Genomic DNA, 20,852 nt, shown 5'->3' with positions numbered 1-20,852 from the left:
TATCCAATATGCAAGTTGTAAATCGCAAACTTCGTTTCGGATCTAGTTTTCAGGGAGCAATCCTTGTAAGCATTGTTCATGATTGTCTATTTGGAGAGATACCCAAGTGGCTATAAGGGGACCCTCTGCTAAGGGGTTAGACTGCGTAAGCGGTGCGAGGGTTCGAATCCCTCTCTCTCCGCCATCTTTACCTTAAGATGGACAAGCAATCAAGATCAATATTATTAATATGGCGGTGTAGCTCAGCTGGCTAGAGCGTACGGTTCATACCCGTGAGGTCGGGGGTTCGATCCCCTCCGCCGCTACCATATTACCCAGGAGGCTTAGCTCAGCTGGGAGAGCATCTGCCTTACAAGCAGAGGGTCGGGGGTTCGATCCCCTCAGCCTCCACCATATATGCCGGTGTAGCTCAACTGGTAGAGCAACTGACTTGTAATCAGTAGGTTGGGGGTTCAAGTCCTCTCGCCGGCACCATTAATGCCTGGAACCGTGGTGTAGTTGGCCTAACATGCCTGCCTGTCACGCAGGAGATCGCGGGTTCGAATCCCGTCGGTTCCGCCATTAATCTAAAAATTTAATAAGGCTCGGTAGCTCAGTCGGTAGAGCAGAGGACTGAAAATCCTCGTGTCGGCGGTTCGATTCCGTCCCGAGCCACCATGTAATCCTGGAGGATTAGCGAAGTGGCCAAACGCATCAGACTGTAAATCTGCTCCCGTACGGGTTCGGTGGTTCGAATCCATCATCCTCCACCAGTTTTTCGAGTCATTAGCTCAGTTGGTAGAGCACCTGACTTTTAATCAGGGTGTCGAAGGTTCGAGCCCTTCATGACTCATCTTTTAAAAAAAGAGTGATTGATCATTAATTTGATTAATCGCTCTTTTTTGTTATAGAAAAAATAAATTAATAATGTGGAAACTCTAATAAAGACTGAAAAAGGCGATGCTTCGCAAGATATGATAAAATAATAGAAAAAAGCAGAGTGGTGGCGTTCATTATATGAAGCTCATACCTGATCTAAAACAACAAATCGAAGCAATTATAGGTACTACATTGGACGAATCCGTGATAACTATAGAAGAATGGAATCAATATGGATTAAGCTCAGCTTATCGTAGAACTGTTCCAGTGGCTCATAATACTCTTACAAAAGAGGCCGAAGGTTCCATACGTGATGATGAGATGATGGTTGGTTTGGCTAAGGATGTAAGAAGTTGGCGTACACAAGACCTTATATATTTTAAAGTCGGGATGAACGAGGAAGAAGGTACTGTTCTATATTGGGCATGTTCTGTTGATGCCGTTACGCTGGAAGTTCAGCGTTTAATTGAACTTCTCATTAGTAGTCATAAGGAATCGTTAGATGAAGAACAGCCTGTGATATATGAAAATGATAGGGAACAACAGCTTGCTGAATTGGGACAATGGCTTCGGAAGCAGATGGAGCAAAAGGTCCAGCAGGAGCCTATTCCAGATCGTTTTTCACTGGATGGAGAATTGAATACAGAGAAAATCCCATTTCTACTTCAATGTGAGACACCTGATGCTCATCGCATACGTTCGAAGGAATTGAATAAGTTGCTCGAAAGTTATTTCGGTGAAGAGATTATACTGATTCCTGTAGGAGCACAGGAGTGGGTGTTTCTAGGTGATGAACAGATTGTCACTGGCGAAGCTGAAGAGGATACTATAGAAGCCAGAAAGGATTTACTGAATGCCTTTTGTCTGGGGCTCTATGAATTGGTAGCCAGTGAATGGGCAGGTGTCTTTCATTTGTCTGCATCCTTACCATGTATCCCTGCAAAGCAGCTATCTCCTGTCACTTCACTTCTTCAAGAGAGTGTACACTTGGGCAGGGCTTTCCATGTCGCACAACACATCCATCTCCCTTGGGATCTGCAACTCGAACGTTTGGTAGATAGCATTCCAGTGCAACAACGTCTTCGTTTTATACAGGAAACGGGCAAAGGTACTGTGTTATTTAGTGATAGTGAAACACTGGCTACGTTGGAGACCTTCTTCAATCTCGATTGTAATGTGAGTGAGACGGCTAAGCGACTCTTTATTCATCGAAATACTTTGGTATATCGTTTGGATAAGATCAAACAGGAGATCGGATATGATGTCAGAAACTTCGAAAGTGCTGTTCTGGTGCGACTTTTATTGCTTATGTACAAAGTGACGAAAAAGCTTTGATATTTTTGTGCAGTTTGCGAATAGTCAAACATCATGCAAATGGGTTAATATAAAACTACAAAATGTATTCGATTACAAAATGATCTCTGAGGAGGCAACAATCATGGCTGGTGTACGTTTAGAGCATATTTTCAAAAAATACCCGGGTTCTGATAAAGCAACAGTAGTTGATATTAACCTGGACATTAAAGATAAAGAGTTTCTGGTACTGGTAGGTCCGTCCGGTTGTGGTAAATCAACAACACTGCGTATGATCGCAGGCCTTGAGGAAATTTCTGAAGGTAAACTCTATATCGGTGACCGTGTCGTTAATGACGTTGCTCCTAAAGACCGCGATATCGCGATGGTATTCCAATCCTATGCCTTGTATCCGCATATGAGCGTATACCAAAACATGGCGTTTGGTCTGAAATTGCGTAAAGTGAAAAAAGATGAGATCGACAAACGTGTACGTGAAGCAGCTAAAATTCTGGATATCGAGCATTTGCTTGAGCGTAAACCTAAGGCATTGTCCGGTGGTCAACGTCAGCGTGTCGCTCTGGGACGTGCGATCGTCCGTGATCCACAAGTATTCTTGATGGATGAGCCTCTCTCCAACTTGGATGCCAAACTGCGTGGTCAAATGCGTGCTGAGATCACTAAACTTGCGAAACGTTTGGAAACAACCGTTATCTACGTAACGCATGACCAAATCGAAGCAATGACAATGGGTGATCGGATCGTTGTTATGAAGGATGGTATCATCCAACAAGCAGCTTCTCCGGAAGAGCTTTACAACCACCCTGCTAACCTGTTCGTAGCTGGTTTCATCGGTTCCCCGACAATGAACTTTATCTCGGGTAAATTGGCTGAGCAGGGTGCTAGCCTGCATTTCGTAGCTCCTGGTGTGGACGTTGAAATCCCACAAGGTAAAGCACAAGTGCTGAAATCAAGAGGATACATTGGTAAAGAAGTCATTCTGGGTGTTCGTCCAGAAGACATTCACGAAGAGCCAGTATTCCTGGAAGCCTCCCCGAACTCTGTATTCTCTACACACGTAGACGTAACAGAGAACTTGGGTCACGAAATGCTCCTCTACTTGAGCGGTGTAGGTAACGACACTACAATCGCACGTGTAGACGGACGTTCTAACACTCGTGATGGTTCCACAGTTAAAATGGCAATTGACATGAACAAAGTTCATATCTTTGACAAAGAGACTGAAGCAAACGTTCTTCTTCAAGACTAATAGTACTGAGATTCATCGGTAACGATGGAATCTATCAGTTAACGCAATTATACATTGTAATCTGAGCCCCTTCCGTTATTGCTGGAAGGGGCTTTTTTGATTAATGGGCGGCCATGGTTCACGATTGCATTCAACACTGAATTCATTTAAGATTATTTGAAGGCTGGTTTTGTTTTGTAAAATCTGTAACCTGAAACAAACAAAATGAATGCGCTAATAATGGAATGGAATTGACGCAAAAATGCTGATGTACATAGAGAGGCAGCGAATGCTGAAAGGAAGAGACAAATGGCGAAAAAAGTGAAAGTATCTGAATTGGTACAGCAGTTCCAGCTTGAGGTCGTTTCCGGATCTCAAGGTTTGAAGAGAGTCATTACTGTAGACGACTTAAACCGTCCTGGCCTCGAAATGGCCGGTTATTTTGAATACCATCCACAAGAACGGGTACAGCTGCTTGGGAGAACAGAGCTGGCCTTTTTTTCCATGTTGCCTGAGGCAGAGCGGCGTGATCGGATGCAGCGCCTATGCACGGAAGAAACACCTTGTATCTTGGTGACTCGTGGACTGGAAGTACCACAGGAACTAATCGAAATCAGTGAGGAGCAGAATCTGGCCGTGCTTCGCAGCAACATGGCTACAACCATTTTATCGAGCCGTATTACCGGATTCCTGGAGCGTAAGCTTGCGCCAACGGCAACGATTCATGGCGTACTGTGTGATGTGAATGGAGTCGGTATGCTAATTACGGGCAGTAGTGGTATTGGTAAGAGTGAAACGGCACTTGAATTGGTGAAGCGTGGACACCGTTTGATTGCGGATGATGCAGTTGAAATCCGGCAAACATCAGACTTCCAGCTGCACGGAACAGCACCAGAGCTCATCCGTCACCTACTTGAGATTCGGGGAGTCGGGATTATCAATGTGATGACATTATTTGGTGCAGGGGCTGTGCGTAATAATAAACGGATTACCCTGGTAGTGCGTCTAGAGGCTTGGCAGCAGGATAAGCAGTATGATCGCCTCGGTCTGGATGAGGAGACAACACGTATCATCGATACAGATGTACCTCTGGTAACCATTCCTGTTCGTCCGGGACGGAACTTGGCTGTAATTATTGAAGTTGCGGCGATGAACTATCGTCTTAAGCAAATGGGACTTAACGCTGCGTTGCAATTTACGAACAAGCTGACAGCAACGATTTCGGAAGACATGGAAGACATGGACTAAGAAGAGAAGGCTCTATTATATAATTAAAGGCCAATTGTTGCTGTATTCTACTCCTGTATAGCGTGTTGGAGACATGCAGCAGTTGGTCATGTTTGTGAATGAGTCAATTTATAGGAGTGTGAATGAATGGATACATTATTACTGTTGAACCCCATTGCGTTCTCCATCGGAGCGTTAAAGGTTCACTGGTACGGGCTTATTCTCGGTACAGCGGCACTTGTAGGTTTGCTGCTCGTCATCCGGGAAGGCAAACGGTATAACATTCCGCAGGAAGTGTTTATGGACATGGTCCTGCTTGGTGTGCCTTCTGCCATTATCGGTGCCCGCATATACTACGTGGCATTTCGATGGGACGATTATAAGGATAATTTCTGGGATGTCTTTAAAATATGGAATGGTGGAATCGCGATATATGGCGCACTGATTGGTGCGATCATATGTGCAGTCATTTTCTTCCGTCGTAAAGGGTATAACTTCTGGCGTATGGCCGACATCTGTGCACCTGGACTGATTGTTGGACAAATGATCGGACGTTGGGGTAACTTTGTAAACCAAGAGGCTTATGGTGGTCCAGTAGAAGAATCATTTTTGAGAGACAAGCTTCATTTGCCAGACTTTATCGTTAATCAGATGAACGTGGAAGGTGTATTCCATCATCCTGCATTTTTGTATGAATCGATGTGGAGTCTTGTTGGTCTGGTCATCTTGCTGGTGCTTCGTCGTCAGAAGTTTCTGCGTGCTGGTGAGCTGTTTATGTCCTATTTTATCTGGTACTCGATCGGTCGTTTCTTTATCGAAGCGCTTCGTACCGACAGTCTGGGATTCCAGGCTCCGCAATGGGTTGCCTCCATGGTTAATGGGTTATGGTCACCGATGACAGCTATGGGATTCGAGCAAGGATATCTTGACCCAGCCTATGGTAACGTAAGAATTTCGCAGTTGCTGGCTATTGGCATTATTATTGTTGCGATAGTCTTCATCGTTGTGAGAAGAATGACAGGCAAGGCAGATGTAAGGTATAGCGATCCAATTGTATCTTCCAAAGTTCCTTCAGAATCATCGGATGATATGGTGCAAACAGGTCCGGTTGCAGGCAAAGAGGACAAGGTAACTCCGGTCTCGACCAATGAGGATCTGAAGCAAGCTGAAGAAAAAAAGGAGTAATGCAACATGATTGACACGGTTTTGTTTGATCTGGATGGAACGATTATTGATACGAATGAGCTAATTATCAACTCTTTCCTTCATGTAATGGAGGATTTGAAGTTATCCACCCCTTGGACACGCGAACAGATCATTCCTCATATGGGAGGAACGCTGGAAAATCAGATGCGTACGTTCTCTGGGAAAGAGGATGTTGCGGAGTATGTGAAAGGATATCGGGCGTACAACGACGTTCATCATGAGGCGATGGTTCAGCCGTTTCCTCACGTAATTGAGGTCGTTGAAGCTCTTCATGAGGCAGGAATCGTGATGGGTGTTGTCACAACGAAGATTCGTCCATCTACTCTTAAGGTGCTGGAGCGTTTCGACCTGTTGAAGTATATGAAATCGATTGTGACAGTTACGGATGTAACCAATCCCAAACCGCATGCTGAACCGGTCCTAAAGGCGATCGAAGAGTTGGGTGCAGATCCTTCCAAAACATTGATGGTGGGTGACAGCCCAGTCGATATTCAATCGGCACAGAACGCGGGTGCGCTTTCGGCAGGCGTAGCCTGGTCCCTTAAGGGAGAGGCCGTATTGAGCGGCTATAACCCGGATTACATTTTGCACGACATGAAGGACTTGCTTAAGCTGATTGAAACGGAACGTTCATGAGAAAAGTAACCCGCTATCCCTTAGAAGGCCATAACGCACTTTGGCATATCTATAAGACAGTGAGTCCGTGGAAAGGCGTGCGTAACTTTATCTGGATTCAGTTGTCACGGTACTGCCCGATTCTATCGGTCAAGAACTGGATCTATCGTCGCATGCTTGGCATGAAGGTGGGTAAACATACGGCTTTTGGGTTGATGGTGATGGTTGATGTTTTCTTTCCGGAGAAAATTACGGTAGGCGAAAATTCCGTGATTGGCTACAATACCACGATCCTGGCTCACGAGTATCTTATTAAAGAGTACAGACTCGGTGAGGTGATTATCGGGGAAAATGTACTGATCGGTGCAAATTCAACCATCCTGCCAGGTGTGACCATCGGAGACGGTGCGGTTGTAGCTGCTGGAGCTGTTGTTCATAAGGATGTAGCTCCGGGAGCTTTTGTTGGAGGGAATCCACTTCGTGATCTGTCTCGCTCGAATGCATCAGCGGAGGAGATTGTCATAAAGGCTGATGAGTAATGATTTTGGGAGACGGCCTACGGATATATCTGCAAAAGATCATCACAAAGAATACACGGACGAAAATTAACCTGAATTGGTTCAGTCAGGGGAAGAGCAATAAGTCGAACGGACTGAAATAAGGAAGCTGCTGAGGGCAGCTTTTTTCGTATACAAATAGTTAGACTCATGTTCAGCCATGGGATCAAAATGGAGGATATAGTACAAGCACCCCAAAGGGGCTGTATTGTTGACGATGGATAGTCATTCATGTTATCATATCCCATATCCTTTAGTTTGTTAGCACTTTACCATGTTAAAGAAATAAGATGGAAGTAAGTATAATTAAGCATAAATGAACACGTACTAAACGTTTTCTGAAGGCTGCCTGGCAGCAACAATAAAAATTCAGGTTACAAGATAGAATGGGGATTTACACTACATAAATCCTGTTGAAATAGAACGTCTACCAATCTTAAATTACTGACTCGGGGTGAATAATACCAATGTCCAAACCAAAAGGCTTTGAAAAACCGACAGGTTTTCGTGACTATACACCACATGTGGTGACCAAGCTGCGAACCATTGAGCGGAATGTACTGGAATGCATGGAACGCTGGGGTTACCGTCAAATCATTACGCCAACGATTGAATACTACGATACCGTAGGTGTAGCGAGTTCTACATCGGATCGCAAGTTGTTTAAATTATTGAACAGTCGCGGGACTACGCTCGTACTAAGATCAGATCTGACGGCTCCGATTGCACGGGTGGTCTCTTCTCTATTGAAGGATGAGGAGCTTCCTCTGCGTTTGTCCTATCATGCGAATGTGTTTCGTTCCATTGAAGAGGAAGCAGGGCGTGAGGCGGAATTTTTCCAAACGGGTGTAGAGCTTGTCGGTGATGATTCGCCAGAGGCAGATGCAGAAGTTGTAGCACTTGCGATCGCTTCTTTGCAGGCAGCGGGTGTATCTTCCTTTAAAATTGCGATGGGTCATATGGGATTTCTGAACGGGTTACTGGAAGAAGTCATTCCGGGTCAAACGGTACAACAGGAGCAGTTGAAAGAAGGATTGCTGGGACGTGATTATGTCGGCTATCGCCAATCCATAGAAGCATTGAATCTGGAACCGAAACTGAAGGAGCAGCTTGAAGCCATTTTACGACTGCGTGGCGGTAAAGAAGTATGTACACACGCAACAGAGCTGAGTTCAAGTACTGAAGCAGCACAGTCCATTGCGCATCTGTGTGCTGTATTCGAAGTGTTGGAAGCGTACGGTGTGTCTGAGCATGTGTTGATTGATCTGACGATGATTGGTGATTTCTCCTATTATACAGGCATGACGTTTGAAGGGTATGCGGCAGAGCTCGGTTCCCCAGTATGCAGTGGCGGACGATATGATAATCTATTACAGCAGTTTGGCCGTTCATTACCAGCTACAGGGTTTGCACTCAAAACAAACCGGATTATCGATGGTGTTCATGGAATTACGATGGAAGAGAAGAAGCCTGTACTTATTCAATATACTTCGGAACGCCGGGCTGAGGCTCTAACAGAGGCTGCGAGACTACGCAGCATCGGTCAGAATGTAGTAACATACCTCCTTCCTAAAGATGGGGCAGAGGCTCTAACAGGCATCAAGTCAATCCAGGCTGAGCAGGTTATCACGTACGGATCTGAAAATGGAGGGGGACGCTAAGATGTCGGATATTTTGAAGGTAGCTATGCCGAAGGGCCGAATCTATAAGAAAGCCTCCAAACTGTTCCGTGAAGCAGGGCTTGATATTCCGGTAGACGTGGACGATACGCGCAAGCTGGTCATCGAAGTGCCGGAAGCGGGGATGGAGTTCATCATGGCGAAGCCCGTAGACGTGCCAACGTATGTGGAGTATGGAGTAGCGGATATAGGGATTGTGGGTAAAGACGTTCTGCTTGAGGAAAATCGGGACGTGTACGAATTGTTGAACCTGGGAATCGCACAGTGCCGCATGTCTGTTATTGGACTACCGGACTGGACACCTGGCATTCAGCAGCGAGTGGCAACAAAGTACCCGAGGATTGCCTCCCAATATTTCCGCGAGCAAGGGCAGCAGGTGGAAGTTATCAAACTGAACGGTTCGATCGAACTTGCGCCGTTGATCGGGCTGGCTGACCGAATCGTCGATCTGGTAGAGACGGGACAGACGTTACGTGAGAACGGACTCGTTGAGATGACGGGTATTCTGGATATCACAAGCCGCCTTATTGCCAATCGGGTCAGCTATCGGATGAAGAACGCACGAATTCAGGCATTATGCGATGCTCTCCAACAGGTCATTCCAGCCTCGAATGAGGTGTCGGCGGAAATTTTTCGAGGATAAATCAAGCATGTAAGATGGAACAGAAGTAACTAATCGATGATTGATTATATAGCATAAACGGGTATTAGACGCATCACAGGCACTACAGGGATAGGGAGGATGTACGCATGAAAATTGTACCTGCACGGGAATTTGATCTGAAGCGGGAAGTGGAATACGGTACACCGGAGCAAAATGAAACGGTACGGCGCATTGTCAGCGACATTCGCCGGGAAGGAGATGCGGCACTGCTGCGTTACACAGAGCAGCTGGATCGCACGAAGCTGACGGCTTCGGAGCTTCGCGTGCCGCAGGAAGAGCTGCAAGCAGCTTATGCAGCTGTGGAGCCTTCCTTCGTGACGGCGATCCGTCAGGCCGCCGCTAACATTCGTGCTTTTCATGAGAAGCAGAAACGCAACTCATGGATGGATTGGCAGCCGGACGGCAGCCTGCTGGGCCAGGTGATCCGGCCGCTGAAGCGGGTCGGCGTGTATGTACCTGGCGGCAAAGCAGCGTACCCTTCGTCGGTGCTGATGAACGTGATTCCGGCACAGGTGGCTGGCGTGCCGGAGATTGTGTTGGTGACGCCGCCTTCAACGAACGGCGGCGAAGGCATTAACCCGTACATTCTCGTGGCTGCTGCCGAAGCAGGCGTGAGCGAGATGTATCGGGTTGGCGGCGCTCAGGCGATCGCCGCCCTCGCATACGGCACGGAGAGCATTGCCCCGGTCGACAAGATCTGTGGACCGGGCAATATATACGTGGCGCTCGCGAAGCGCGAGGTGTACGGCGCAGTCGATATCGATAGTATCGCCGGGCCGAGTGAGATTGTGGTGCTCGCCGATGATACGGCGAATCCGGTATATGTCGCCGCCGACCTGTTGTCGCAGGCGGAGCATGACGAGATGGCATCGGCCATTCTCGTCACAACCTCGGCCGTGCTGGCGGAAGCCGTGCAGGCCGAAGTGCGGCAGCAGCTAGAAGTGCTGCCGCGGCGTGATATCGCTGCTGCTTCCGTAGAGCAGTATGGCGCGATTATTGTGGTCGATTCCATCGATGAGGGAATCGATGTGGTGAACCGGCTCGCACCGGAGCATCTGGAGATCATGGTGCAGGAGCCCATGGCTTACGCTGGCCGGATCGAGAATGCCGGAGCGATCTTCCTCGGCCCGTATAGTTCGGAGCCGGTAGGGGATTATTTTGCGGGACCGAATCACATTATTCCGACAAATGGAACAGCCCGATTCAGTTCACCTGTGGACGTGGATGATTTTATCAAAAAATCGAGTTTGATCTATTACAGCAAGGAAGCGTTACTCCAAAATGGAGCGGCGATTATAGAGCTGGCCCGGCATGAAGGGCTCGAAGGACACGCCCGTGCGATCGCTGTACGGTTAGAACAGGAAGGAAAGGCGGAATCGGATAATGGATAAGCAGAATAATGGTTTGGACCTTCAGAACAAGGGTGCTGTACGTCAGGCAGAGGTAGACCGTAAAACAAATGAAACGAACATTCAGCTTTCTTTTGCCGTAGATGGAACCGGGCAATCCGAGATTGAAACGGACGTACCTTTCCTGAATCATATGCTCGATCTGTTCACAAAGCATGGACAATTCGATCTGAACGTACAGGCGCGCGGCGATGTTGATATTGATGACCATCACACGGTGGAGGATATCGGGATTTGTCTGGGACAGACTCTTCGTGAAGCATTGGGTGACAAGAGGGGCATCAAACGTTATGCGAGTGTATTTGTACCGATGGATGAGGCTCTCGCTCAGGTAGTCATCGATGTCAGCAACCGCCCTCACTTTGAGTACCGTGCACAATACCCATCTCAGCAAGTGGGCAGCTTCTCAACAGAGCTGGTACATGAGTTTCTGTGGAAACTGGCGCTGGAAGCGCGCATTACATTGCACGTTATCGTACACTACGGACAAAATACACACCACATGATCGAGGCGATCTTCAAAGCACTGGGGCGTGCACTGGATGAGGCAACAACGATTGATCCACGTGTAACAGGTGTGCCTTCCACGAAGGGAGTGCTGTAGACGATGGCGATTGCAATTGTCGATTACGGTATGGGGAACCTGCACAGCGTCGGCAAAGCGGTCGAACGTCTTGGCTACGAAGCGCTGGTCACAGGTGACCGGGATGCGATTCTTGGTGCAGATGGTGTGATATTACCAGGTGTAGGTGCATTTGGCGATGCCATGGTGCACTTGCGAGAGAGTGGATTGGACGCAGTGGTGAAGGAAGCGGCAGCTGGACCAACACCGCTGCTCGGCATCTGTCTGGGCATGCAGCTGTTGTTCAGCTCAAGTGAGGAGCATGGCGAGCATGAAGGATTGAATATTTTGCCGGGTAAAGTCGTGCGATTCGCACCGGGAGAATTAAAGGTTCCACATATGGGCTGGAATCGATTGCAGTTCCTGCACCCGGAAAATCCGCTATTCGTGGGGCTTGAGGCAAGTCATGTCTATTTTGTCCATTCATATCATGCACGTACGGACGTAGAGAGCGATCTATTGGCAGTAACGGATTACGGACATCCGGTTACAGCGATTGTTGGCAGAGGCTCCAATTTCGGCATGCAGTTCCACCCGGAGAAGAGCGGGGAGCTGGGTATGAAGCTGCTTGGAAACTTCCTGGCATTGACTGGATCGAAGGCGTAAACATAATCAGCCGATCATATGATTTTTAATTCATCCTTATAAAATAACGTAGCAAACTTATATAGAATGTAGCCTAGAGCACAAATATGAATATATTCAGGAGGCCTTGTATGTCATCTTTTATCATATATCCGGCAATTGATATCCGGGACGGCAAATGTGTAAGACTGGTGCAGGGAGATTACAATCAGGAGACGGTATATAACGATGACCCGGTTCAAGTTGCTCTTTCCTGGGAGAAGCAAGGTGGTACATACGTTCATCTGGTGGATCTGGACGGTGCAAAAGCAGGTCATCCCGTGAATGATGAGCTGATCGGGCGTATTGCTTCGGCCGTGAACGTGCCTGTTCAGGTAGGTGGAGGCCTTCGTACAGTGGCTGATGTAGAACGTTTGTTGGGTCTCGGTGTGAGTCGCCTTATTATCGGAACAGCTGCAATTGAGGATCGCGCTTTTACAGAAGAAGTACTGGGACGATATGGAGACAAAGTAGCTATTGGTATCGATGCACGCAATGGCTATGTGGCGACACGTGGATGGCTGGAGACATCGGAGGTCCAGGCTGAGGTACTCGCGAAGGAACTGGCGGCATTCGGTGCAGAAACCTTCATCTTCACAGACATCTCTCGTGATGGCATGATGCAGGGCCCTAACGTGGAAGCGATCGTGTCTCTTGCGAAGGCAAGTGGCCGTACAGTGATTGCTTCCGGTGGAGTTAGTGTCATGGATGATCTGCTTCGTTTAAGCAAGCATGCGGAAGATGGTGTCGGAGGAGCAATCGTAGGAAAAGCGCTGTATACTGGCAGTATTGATCTGTCCGAAGCGGTACGTGCGGTAAATAAATAATAGCGATACTATATAGGCTCAAATAACATTTGCACGATAACGATCATCAGGAGAGAGGAAGAGGAGCATGCTGGCAAAAAGAATCATTCCTTGTCTGGACGTGAAGGACGGCCGGGTTGTCAAAGGCGTTAACTTCGTCAATCTCCGCGATGCGGGTGATCCGGTGGAGCTGGCGGCGCTGTATGACCGCGAGGGTGCGGACGAACTGGTGTTTCTTGATATCTCCGCTTCGGTGGAAGGCCGCGAAACGATGGAAGAAGTGGTACGGCAAACCGCGGGTGAGATCGCCATTCCTTTTACCGTAGGCGGAGGGATCTCCAAGGTGGAAGACATGAAGCGCATTCTGCGTGCAGGAGCGGACAAGATTGCGGTAAATACGGCAGCTGTGCTTAATCCTCAGCTGATTGCAGACGGAGCACGCCGCTTTGGTTCCCAGTGTATCGTCGTTGCAATAGACGCCAAGTATAATGAGGCTTGGGGCGAATGGGAAGTGTACACGCATGGTGGACGTAAACCTTCAGGGATTAAGGCGCTGGACTGGGTTAAACAGGCGGAGACCTTAGGCGCTGGCGAAATTCTGCTGACAAGCATGGACGCGGACGGAACGAAGGACGGATTCGATCTGAAGCTGACTGCAGCGGTATCCGAATCGGTACGTATTCCGGTCATTGCTTCAGGCGGCGCGGGAAAGGAATCCCATTTCTATGATGTGTTTACGGCAGGCAAAGCGGATGCAGGTCTAGCAGCAACGATATTCCATTACAAAGAAATCGCCGTTCCGGCGTTAAAACAACATTTGAGAGAGCAAGGGGTGGAGATCCGTGACTAATGTAAGCAATGAGATCAAGGAGCAGTTATCCTTGGAGCAGGTTGTGGAACACATTCGTTGGAGCGATGGGTTGGTACCTGCCATTGTGCAGGATACAGAGACACGTCAAGTTCTGATGATGGCTTATATGAATCGGGAATCCCTGAAATTGTCGCTGGAATCCGGTGAAACGTGGTTCTGGTCACGCTCGCGTCAAGAGCTGTGGCATAAAGGCGCAACTTCAGGCAACGTACAGACGATTACTTCATTGAAATATGATTGTGATGGTGACACCTTGCTGGTTGAAGTGAAGCCGAACGGACCTGCTTGCCACACCGGAGCAGTGACGTGTTTCCATAATGAAATCGTGGGTTTGCCAGAGCAATCCGTAGACCAGGCTTCAGGCGATTCTAGTGCAACTACTGCAAGTGCTAGCTCCGAAAACCGTTTTGAAGTACTGGCTGAACTGGAATCGGTCATTGCAGAGCGTGAACGCGAGCGTCCGGAAGGTGCATATACGACATACCTGTTTGATAAAGGCGTTGATAAAATTCTGAAAAAGATCGGTGAAGAAGCGTCCGAGACGATCATTGCCGCCAAAAATAAAGACAATGACGAGCTTCGTCTTGAGGTCAGTGACCTGATGTACCACTTGCTCGTTCTGTTGCAAGAGCGCAAGCTGCCGCTGGATGACATTATGTCAGAGCTGAGCCGTCGCCACGAGCGGCCTCGCCGCGATTAGGAGGCGAGCCTGTGCGTATAGACTATCATACACACCATGAGCGGTGTGGACATGCCGTTGGCAAGCTGGAGGCTTATGTGCAGCGTGGGGTGGAGATTGGCTTGTCGCAGATCGGGCTGTCGGATCACATGCCTTTGCTGCATGTAGACCCCGCTCACTATTATCCTGAGATGGCGATGCCCATGGACGAGCTACCGCGTTATGTGGAAGAGTGTTTCTCTCTGAAAGAGCGCTACCGTGGTCAGATCGAAGTGCGTGTCGGCCTCGAAGGCGACTATATTGAAGGCTGGGAGACAGAAATCCGGGCCATTATTGAACGCTACCCTTGGGACTATGTGATTGGATCGGTCCATTTTCTCGGGGAATGGGACATTACAGATTTTCGCCAGACCCACCATTGGGAAGGCAAAGACGTACTGAAAGTCTATCGTCAGTACTATGATGCTGTGAGCAAAGCGGCAGCGACGGGAATGTACGATATTATGGGTCATACAGATGTGATCAAGCGCTTTGGCTTCACTCCGGAACCAGAGCAGACTGAAGAGCGTATAGCCCTTGAAAACGCAGCACTGCAAGCTATCGCGAAAAGTGGCTGTGCTATGGAGCTCAATGCATCAGGATTATCGAAGCCCTGCGCAGAGATGTTCCCTGGTCGCCGGATGTTAACCGAGGCCATTCGATTGGGGATTCCGCTGACCCTTGGCTCCGATGCACATGATCCGCTGAAGCTGGGGGATTATCTTCCTGAGGCCGAGGCTCTCTTGCGTGAGTTGGGCTGTACAGAAGTTGCTGTTTTTGAAGGCCGTCATCGTTCTTTCATTCCTTTAAATGTATAAGCCAGTGGAGTATAATGAGGGTAGGAAATAACCTTTTTAGCTAAAGGATTATATTGGGACTTCAACCCTCGGGAGGGCATTATGCAGCATTCGTTACGTATTTTTTCCGGTTCATCGAACCCTAAGCTGGCAGAACAGGTATGCGACAAGCTGGGTGTACAACTAGGCAAGATCAAACTGTCCCGGTTCAAGAGCGGAGAAATATACGTTCACTACGAAGAGACGATCCGCAACTGTGATGTGTTTCTGGTACAATCATTATCTCATCCGATTAATGAGTTGTTCGTAGAACTGCTCGTCATGATTGATGCAGCCAAAAGGGCTTCTGCCCGTACGGTAAATATTATTGTTCCTTATTACGGATATGCCCGTCAGGAACGCAAGTCTGCTCCGCGTGAGCCGATCTCTGCCAAGATGGTTGCGGATGTGTTAACTACAGCTGGGGCAAACCGGGTAGTTACCATTGATCTGCATGCAGCGGCAATTCAAGGATTTTTCAATATTCCTGTGGATCACATGACTTCATTGGATCTCATCAGTGATTATTTGCTGAGTAAAGGGATTGAAAATCCGGTGGTTGTTTCCCCTGATGCGGGACGAGCTTCAATGGCGGAGAAACTGGCGAATCGTCTGGATTCCCCTTTTGCCATTATGATCAAGAAGCGGCCAAGCCACAATGAATCGATCATTACGCATGTTATTGGGGATGTTGAAGGTCGGACTCCAATTATTATTGAGGATCTAATCGATACCGGAACGACAATTCTCAATGTTGTTGAAGGGTTGAAGGAGCGAGGCTCCAAAAACGTATATGTATGCGCAACACATGGTCTGTTCTCGGACGGAGCACTAAGTAAGCTCAATCACCCGTCTATAGCCGAGGTGGTAGTCACAGACTCCATCGCATTGCCGGATGACCATCCCGAATGCTTCAAAGTGTTGCCCGTAGCTCCAATGCTTGCGCGTGCTGTTCGCATTATTGTGGATGGTGGCTCCATGGCGACGTTGTTTAAAGATTCAGGGATTTAATCATGAGCACAGATTTGTGCGAATTCAGGTGTATTGTACCGTGTTTGAGTAGTTTGCTGCTCAGCACGGTTTTTATTTTTTTATGATGGATTAGGATAGAGATGCGGATGAGTTGAGGAGAAAGAGGGAATCGATTACTCATTTGCTGCCTGGGGGCTTGTGCTATAATAACTTAAAATTGATTTTATGGCTGCGTGTATAGGGAATTCAATCCCAGAGATGTAACTGATTTGATGAACAGTAGAACCACGGCTATTATACAACGGTGTCGTGGAGTGAGGAGTGGGGTCTATTGTCCCGGACTTGGTATTATCGTTTACTGTTTTCTTATTTTCCTATTTTCTTTCTTACCATGACCGTACTCATTTTTATCGCTTTTGTTTTCATTAATGACATCTCCAGGGAAGAAACAAGGAAAGCAGACCGTATCTCCTCCAGCTATTTGGTGGACAGTCTGGACCGGACGATCCGGGATATTGAGTTGTCGGTGATGGAAGCGGTGCAGAGTGAGCAGGCCTATAAGTACTATTTTAATAGCCAGAACCAGGTGGGCAAAGAGACCGTGTATAGCATTGCACAAAGCTTGCGTGAGCTGACGAGTTCCAACCCTTGGATCCAATCGATTTATTTGTATGACAAGAAAAATGAAAGCGTTTTAACCTCAAGCGGATCCAAGGATGTAGACAGCTTTTCAGACAAGGCGTGGATCGACCGAATCGACTCTGGTTCTCTTACTTCAGGCTGGCAGCCTGTCAGGGAATTCGATGCAGGAGTTAATCAGCGTACACCTATTCGGGTGTTGACGGTGGATAAGGATATGCCTTTGCCATTCGGCTCCGATGGGGCGCTTGTCATTAATATCAAGATGAGCAGCATCGAGCAGAGCATTGATAGTATGGTTAATGGACAGCTTTCTTTCATGAGCATTCTTGACCGTGACGGTCAGATTGTTTACGATGCGCATTCAGATCGTGAAGGTGCTGTAGAAGGCCAAGAGCTGAACACCCTTTCGCTGGAAAGATTGGGTTGGACGATCTCCAGTGGGATCAAGGAGGGGAACTTATATGGTTGGGTCTCGGTGGTTTCCTATGTATGGGTGATTATTGCGGTTGTTACCGTCATTTGTGCGATCGTCTATATTATCTATATTACTCGTCGCAACTATAAACCCATTCAGATTATTATGAATCGGATTGAGGCGCATCAGATTCGGGTGTTGGAGCAATCGGGCTCACGGACCGATGAGATGAAATTGATTGATGGCGTGTTGGAAAACCTAATAAACCATATGATGGATTCGGACAAAAAGAGCAGGGAAAACGTGCTGCTGCAGCGCAGCAAACTATTTAACGATCTGCTGAATGGGGAGAATCTGGATCATGCGGTAGAGCGATTAAAGGATCTTTCCCCGTTAACTGGCGTGGATACTTCGTCATGCTTCGCTGTTGTGGTTGGCGAAATCAACCGATATGAGAAGGGATTCCAGGAACGGTTTACGAGAGGTGAGCAGAATACACTCAAATTTGCGTTAATGAATGTGCTGCAGGAGCTCTCACGCAATGCGGGTATGCAATGCTGGACGGAATGGGTCAGCTCGGATCAGATTGCGATCCTTTTCCTGTCCACAGACGGTAATCCGGATATGACGGAGCAAATTCGCTTAGTTGCGGAGGAATGCCGATCCTGGGTTGAGCAGAATCTGCGTATATCATTGAGTTTCGGTATCGGACCGATTGCGAAGGGCATCAAGGCTATTCGTGAATCATACGTGGCGGCTGAGACTGTGATGCACCGCAGATTGCTGAGAGACGGTGATGTTGCTCTGGCTGGATATGGAGAAACCCAGCAGCAGCTGCTTGATACCTATACCTATTTGCAGATGATTGCTGATTTTGTTAAACGGTTTCGGATGTCGAGCAGTCAGTGGCGTGATCAACTGGAGGAAATCTTTGCGGCTTTTGAACGTGATAAGCTGCCAGACGATGAGATTCACTCCTTGATTCAGGCGATGCTACAGATGCTCAGTCGGGAAGTAGCGGTCATGTCCGAACAGCTGCAGGAGAAATTATCGGAGGAAAACATAAACAAGTGGTTGATGCTGATGAAAGAAGCGGAGACACTTGAAGGTGTGAAAGACATTCTGTTTGATGACCTGACGGACTTGTTCAGAACTTATGTGTCGGTAACTGAAACCAAGAGCTACAAAGCGATGGTCAATGAAATGAAAAACTATATCGAGGAACAGTTTGCCAATCCTGATCTTTCGCTGAAACATCTGAGCGATCGATTCCAGATTACCGGCAAACATGCAAGTTATTTGTTCAAGACAGAGTTCAATATGAAGTTTGTAGACTTCCTTACAGAATTGCGGATGAAGGAAACGGAGCGTCTTCTGCGGAGTACGGATCTTTCCCTACAGGACATTGCCTTGAAGGTGGGGTATGCCAATGGAATTACCTTGGGACGTGTATTCAAACGGGTTGAGGGTATTACACCGGGAGACTATCGCCGTATGAAACGTGAACATCACGATTCCGAGTCGTAATTCAAAGGTGAGTGCTACGCATTATACCGTGCTAAGCACAGGGTGGAATTCATACAGGCTTTTCTCAGGAGAAGCCATGTAGGAGTCCGCCTTTTTTTTGCTGCTAGTGTAAACCTGTATTCCGTCTTGGAGGCTTGCGCTTATGCAAGAAACCCTTGATTTACGCCTGTTTTCGGGTCCTTTACGAATATAGTCAGTCTGCGAAAATCGTCGCTCGGGATAAACCATTATCCTTATGTAAGCGTTTCCGAAACGAGTTTATTGCCAGAGCACGGAAAGATGTGGAATACTCTGGGCAAGCTTTAAACATTCACGCAATGCTAAGGAGATGACAAAATGACAGGAAAAGCAACCAAAGGGAGTCTAAAGAAATGGATGGGATTGGCGCTTACTATGGTAATGGGAGTTTCCTTGCTAGCCGGCTGTTCATCTGCATCGAACCAGGAGTCAGAAGGCAGTGCATCAGGCAATGGCGAGCGTGTCACCTTAAAAGTGGAGGTGTTTGATCGCGGGAATAGTCCTTCACCTTATACCATTACGAATAACTATTTGTCCAAGCTGATCCAGGAACGGTTCGGCGATCCGAATAACATTGATATACAATTCGTACCGATTCAGCGCTCGGAGGAAGTGACCAAGCTGAATGTCCTAATGGCGAGTAATACGGATGTTCCGGATATTGTATTTGTTTATGACTCAAGTGTATTTTATCGTTACGCCGAACAAGGTGGTCTGACTGATGTGGGAGAGTTGATTGATCAATACGGACCGAACCTGAAAAAATTCCTTGGCGAGGACACCCTTAAGTTTGGTCAATTAGAGGGCCAGCAGTTCGCAGTTCCTGGCAAACGTGCCATCACAGGCAGATATAGCTCTTATATTCGTCAGGATTGGCTCGATAAACTGGGATTGCCAGTACCGAAGACGACGTATGAATTGTATACCACTTTGAAAGCATTTAAAGAGAAGGACCCTGGTGGACTTGGCAGCAAAAACATTCCAATGGGAATGGCACTGGCGCCAGCTCAGTTCGAAACATTAATTTACTCATTCATCAAGCCGATCAGCGGGGATCTGACTTATGCCCAACGTTATGAATTGCCTCTCCATGAAGGCTTCAAGGATGCGATGAAGTTCATGAACAAGCTATACAATGAAGGTTTGATCAGCAAGGACTTCAGTTTGGATGAAGATAAGGCTCAACTGGTGAAGGATGTACAGAACGGTAACATTGGCTATTGGTCTGAGGATGTCGACGCCATTTTCTATGCGGATGGCACTCTGGATAACTTGCTTAAAAATACGCAGGGCAGTAAAGTGCTTCCGATCGATGCGTACACCAACGCAAACGTAGACAACAAACATATCAAATCCCGTTACGGTTCAAACGGCATGTACATCATGATTCCGAAGAGCAGCAAACGTGCGGTGGAAGCAATCAAATATTTGGATTGGATGGCATCAGACAATAACCTGATTGATATTTACAGTGGCGTGGAAGGAGAGAACTACGATCTGGTAGACGGAATTCCGGTCGTCAAAGAGGATGCTTCACAGGAAGCGAAGGATCGTCTGTTCAACGCAGGGGATACAGCTATTATCTCAAATGGTAAAAATATCGGTGATCAGGCTACCAACGAAAAAGCGTGGGTCATGGGCTTCCCGCAAAACAATCAGGAATTGCTCAAACAGTCGATTGATATTGCCAACACCGACACGGTAGGACCCATCATTTTTGACAAACCGATTCAGGCAGAGATGAAGTACAGCACGGCGCTCAAAGATAAGCTTAATGTCATTATCGTAAAAACAGCAATGGCTAAACCGGAAGAATTCGACGCAGTGTATGAACGGGAAATGAATGATTTCATGTCCCTGGGCGGCACAGAACTGAAGAAGGAACTGGATCAAGCGGTTCAGGAGCTTGCTGCGAAATAATAGTCGGAGATATGAATGTATGAACGTACGAATCCCAAGTACACAAGCTTGATATCGCATCATTCATGAAGGGACTTGTGCCGTCGGCTGAGGTTAAGGCGGCACAGTGTTTCTTCGTTGTTAG

Annotated in this window: 18 protein-coding genes and 8 tRNA genes; all 26 read left to right on the top strand. The window is 47.6% G+C overall.

The annotated features are described in order from the left end of the window. The first annotated feature begins 92 nt into the window (after nt 1-92). The 26 genes from G3352_RS17800 (at nt 93) to G3352_RS17675 (ending at nt 20,728) form a co-directional block, all read left to right on the top strand. Nucleotides 93-184: transfer RNA gene (locus tag G3352_RS17800), tRNA-Ser, on the top strand. A 47-nt stretch (nt 185-231) separates the two neighbouring features. Further along, nucleotides 232-308 (top strand) — tRNA-Met (locus tag G3352_RS17795). Between the two features lie 9 nt (nt 309-317). After that, nucleotides 318-393: transfer RNA gene (locus tag G3352_RS17790), tRNA-Val, on the top strand. A 5-nt stretch (nt 394-398) separates the two neighbouring features. Continuing rightward, a tRNA-Thr gene (locus G3352_RS17785) sits at nt 399-474 on the top strand. 9 nt (nt 475-483) lie between these two features. After that, a tRNA-Asp gene (locus tag G3352_RS17780) sits at nt 484-561 on the top strand. 20 nt (nt 562-581) lie between these two features. Next, nucleotides 582-657, top strand: a tRNA-Phe gene (locus G3352_RS17775). A 9-nt stretch (nt 658-666) separates the two neighbouring features. Next, a tRNA-Tyr gene (locus G3352_RS17770) sits at nt 667-752 on the top strand. A gap of 7 nt (nt 753-759) precedes the next feature. Continuing rightward, nucleotides 760-832 (top strand) — tRNA-Lys (locus tag G3352_RS17765). 164 nt (nt 833-996) lie between these two features. Continuing rightward, complete coding sequence (locus G3352_RS17760; protein ID WP_240343127.1) at nt 997-2,193, top strand: PucR family transcriptional regulator; 1,197 nt, start codon at nt 997-999, stop codon at nt 2,191-2,193. Nucleotides 2,194-2,296: 103 nt separating this feature from the next. After that, nucleotides 2,297-3,421 carry an ABC transporter ATP-binding protein gene (locus G3352_RS17755; RefSeq protein ID WP_076292011.1) on the top strand — a complete coding sequence of 375 codons (1,125 nt, stop codon included), beginning with the start codon at nt 2,297-2,299 and terminating at the stop codon, nt 3,419-3,421. A 288-nt stretch (nt 3,422-3,709) separates the two neighbouring features. Then, the gene (gene hprK / locus G3352_RS17750; RefSeq protein ID WP_113054202.1) at nt 3,710-4,648 is read left to right on the top strand and encodes an HPr(Ser) kinase/phosphatase; all 939 of its coding nucleotides are present in this window, start codon (nt 3,710-3,712) and stop codon (nt 4,646-4,648) included. A gap of 126 nt (nt 4,649-4,774) precedes the next feature. Continuing rightward, the gene (gene lgt / locus G3352_RS17745; protein ID WP_163758413.1) at nt 4,775-5,812 is read left to right on the top strand and encodes a prolipoprotein diacylglyceryl transferase; all 1,038 of its coding nucleotides are present in this window, start codon (nt 4,775-4,777) and stop codon (nt 5,810-5,812) included. A gap of 6 nt (nt 5,813-5,818) precedes the next feature. Continuing rightward, a complete protein-coding gene (gene ppaX, locus G3352_RS17740; RefSeq protein WP_163758411.1) occupies nt 5,819-6,469 on the top strand; it encodes a pyrophosphatase PpaX in 651 nt (216 codons plus the stop codon). Next, entirely contained in the window at nt 6,466-6,987 is a 522-nt protein-coding gene (locus tag G3352_RS17735; protein ID WP_163758409.1) for an acyltransferase, read from the top strand. The genes ppaX and G3352_RS17735 overlap by 4 nt, the downstream gene beginning before the upstream one ends. 485 nt (nt 6,988-7,472) lie before the next feature. Continuing rightward, nucleotides 7,473-8,666, top strand: coding sequence for an ATP phosphoribosyltransferase regulatory subunit (locus G3352_RS17730; protein WP_163758407.1), 1,194 nt, complete (start codon nt 7,473-7,475; stop codon nt 8,664-8,666). A 1-nt stretch (nt 8,667) separates the two neighbouring features. After that, nucleotides 8,668-9,327: an ATP phosphoribosyltransferase gene (hisG, locus tag G3352_RS17725; protein WP_163758405.1), complete on the top strand. Its 660-nt coding sequence runs from the start codon at nt 8,668-8,670 to the stop codon at nt 9,325-9,327. A 107-nt stretch (nt 9,328-9,434) separates the two neighbouring features. Further along, nucleotides 9,435-10,739: a histidinol dehydrogenase gene (gene hisD, locus G3352_RS17720; RefSeq protein WP_163758404.1), complete on the top strand. Its 1,305-nt coding sequence runs from the start codon at nt 9,435-9,437 to the stop codon at nt 10,737-10,739. Beyond that, a complete protein-coding gene (gene hisB, locus G3352_RS17715; RefSeq protein ID WP_063566514.1) occupies nt 10,732-11,361 on the top strand; it encodes an imidazoleglycerol-phosphate dehydratase HisB in 630 nt (209 codons plus the stop codon). Before hisD ends, hisB begins: the two co-directional genes overlap by 8 nt. 3 nt (nt 11,362-11,364) lie before the next feature. Continuing rightward, on the top strand, nt 11,365-11,985 hold the full coding sequence (hisH, locus tag G3352_RS17710; RefSeq protein ID WP_163758402.1) for an imidazole glycerol phosphate synthase subunit HisH: 621 nt from the start codon (nt 11,365-11,367) through the stop codon (nt 11,983-11,985). 110 nt (nt 11,986-12,095) lie between these two features. After that, the gene (gene hisA / locus G3352_RS17705; protein WP_024634114.1) at nt 12,096-12,830 is read left to right on the top strand and encodes a 1-(5-phosphoribosyl)-5-[(5-phosphoribosylamino)methylideneamino]imidazole-4-carboxamide isomerase; all 735 of its coding nucleotides are present in this window, start codon (nt 12,096-12,098) and stop codon (nt 12,828-12,830) included. Between the two features lie 67 nt (nt 12,831-12,897). Further along, complete coding sequence (gene hisF, locus G3352_RS17700; RefSeq protein WP_163758400.1) at nt 12,898-13,659, top strand: imidazole glycerol phosphate synthase subunit HisF; 762 nt, start codon at nt 12,898-12,900, stop codon at nt 13,657-13,659. Then, nucleotides 13,652-14,380 carry a bifunctional phosphoribosyl-AMP cyclohydrolase/phosphoribosyl-ATP diphosphatase HisIE gene (gene hisIE / locus G3352_RS17695; RefSeq protein WP_163758398.1) on the top strand — a complete coding sequence of 243 codons (729 nt, stop codon included), beginning with the start codon at nt 13,652-13,654 and terminating at the stop codon, nt 14,378-14,380. The genes hisF and hisIE overlap by 8 nt, the downstream gene beginning before the upstream one ends. A gap of 11 nt (nt 14,381-14,391) precedes the next feature. Beyond that, nucleotides 14,392-15,216 carry a histidinol-phosphatase HisJ gene (gene hisJ, locus G3352_RS17690; protein WP_163758396.1) on the top strand — a complete coding sequence of 275 codons (825 nt, stop codon included), beginning with the start codon at nt 14,392-14,394 and terminating at the stop codon, nt 15,214-15,216. An 81-nt stretch (nt 15,217-15,297) separates the two neighbouring features. Further along, the gene (locus G3352_RS17685) at nt 15,298-16,245 is read left to right on the top strand and encodes a ribose-phosphate diphosphokinase (RefSeq protein ID WP_076292000.1); all 948 of its coding nucleotides are present in this window, start codon (nt 15,298-15,300) and stop codon (nt 16,243-16,245) included. A gap of 292 nt (nt 16,246-16,537) precedes the next feature. Next, the gene (locus G3352_RS17680) at nt 16,538-18,790 is read left to right on the top strand and encodes a helix-turn-helix domain-containing protein (RefSeq protein WP_163758433.1); all 2,253 of its coding nucleotides are present in this window, start codon (nt 16,538-16,540) and stop codon (nt 18,788-18,790) included. 336 nt (nt 18,791-19,126) lie between these two features. Next, a complete protein-coding gene (locus G3352_RS17675) occupies nt 19,127-20,728 on the top strand; it encodes an extracellular solute-binding protein (protein ID WP_163758394.1) in 1,602 nt (533 codons plus the stop codon). The last annotated feature ends 124 nt before the right edge of the window (nt 20,729-20,852 follow it).

Origin of the sequence: Paenibacillus sp. ALJ109b (genome assembly GCF_010747435.1) — a bacterium.
Lineage (GTDB): Bacteria > Bacillota > Bacilli > Paenibacillales > Paenibacillaceae > Paenibacillus > Paenibacillus taichungensis.
This window is presented reverse-complemented; position numbering and strand designations above follow the sequence as displayed.

What these genes read in the sequence shown, in the direction of transcription:
- G3352_RS17760 (WP_240343127.1), top strand. Translation starts at nt 997, where the DNA reads ATGAAGCTCATACCTGATCTAAAACAACAAATCGAAGCAATTATAGGT.
- G3352_RS17755 (WP_076292011.1), top strand. Translation starts at nt 2,297, where the DNA reads ATGGCTGGTGTACGTTTAGAGCATATTTTCAAAAAATACCCGGGTTCT.
- hprK (WP_113054202.1), top strand. Translation starts at nt 3,710, where the DNA reads ATGGCGAAAAAAGTGAAAGTATCTGAATTGGTACAGCAGTTCCAGCTT.
- lgt (WP_163758413.1), top strand. Translation starts at nt 4,775, where the DNA reads ATGGATACATTATTACTGTTGAACCCCATTGCGTTCTCCATCGGAGCG.
- ppaX (WP_163758411.1), top strand. Translation starts at nt 5,819, where the DNA reads ATGATTGACACGGTTTTGTTTGATCTGGATGGAACGATTATTGATACG.
- G3352_RS17735 (WP_163758409.1), top strand. Translation starts at nt 6,466, where the DNA reads ATGAGAAAAGTAACCCGCTATCCCTTAGAAGGCCATAACGCACTTTGG.
- G3352_RS17730 (WP_163758407.1), top strand. Translation starts at nt 7,473, where the DNA reads ATGTCCAAACCAAAAGGCTTTGAAAAACCGACAGGTTTTCGTGACTAT.
- hisG (WP_163758405.1), top strand. Translation starts at nt 8,668, where the DNA reads ATGTCGGATATTTTGAAGGTAGCTATGCCGAAGGGCCGAATCTATAAG.
- hisD (WP_163758404.1), top strand. Translation starts at nt 9,435, where the DNA reads ATGAAAATTGTACCTGCACGGGAATTTGATCTGAAGCGGGAAGTGGAA.
- hisB (WP_063566514.1), top strand. Translation starts at nt 10,732, where the DNA reads ATGGATAAGCAGAATAATGGTTTGGACCTTCAGAACAAGGGTGCTGTA.
- hisH (WP_163758402.1), top strand. Translation starts at nt 11,365, where the DNA reads ATGGCGATTGCAATTGTCGATTACGGTATGGGGAACCTGCACAGCGTC.
- hisA (WP_024634114.1), top strand. Translation starts at nt 12,096, where the DNA reads ATGTCATCTTTTATCATATATCCGGCAATTGATATCCGGGACGGCAAA.
- hisF (WP_163758400.1), top strand. Translation starts at nt 12,898, where the DNA reads ATGCTGGCAAAAAGAATCATTCCTTGTCTGGACGTGAAGGACGGCCGG.
- G3352_RS17685 (WP_076292000.1), top strand. Translation starts at nt 15,298, where the DNA reads ATGCAGCATTCGTTACGTATTTTTTCCGGTTCATCGAACCCTAAGCTG.
- G3352_RS17675 (WP_163758394.1), top strand. Translation starts at nt 19,127, where the DNA reads ATGACAGGAAAAGCAACCAAAGGGAGTCTAAAGAAATGGATGGGATTG.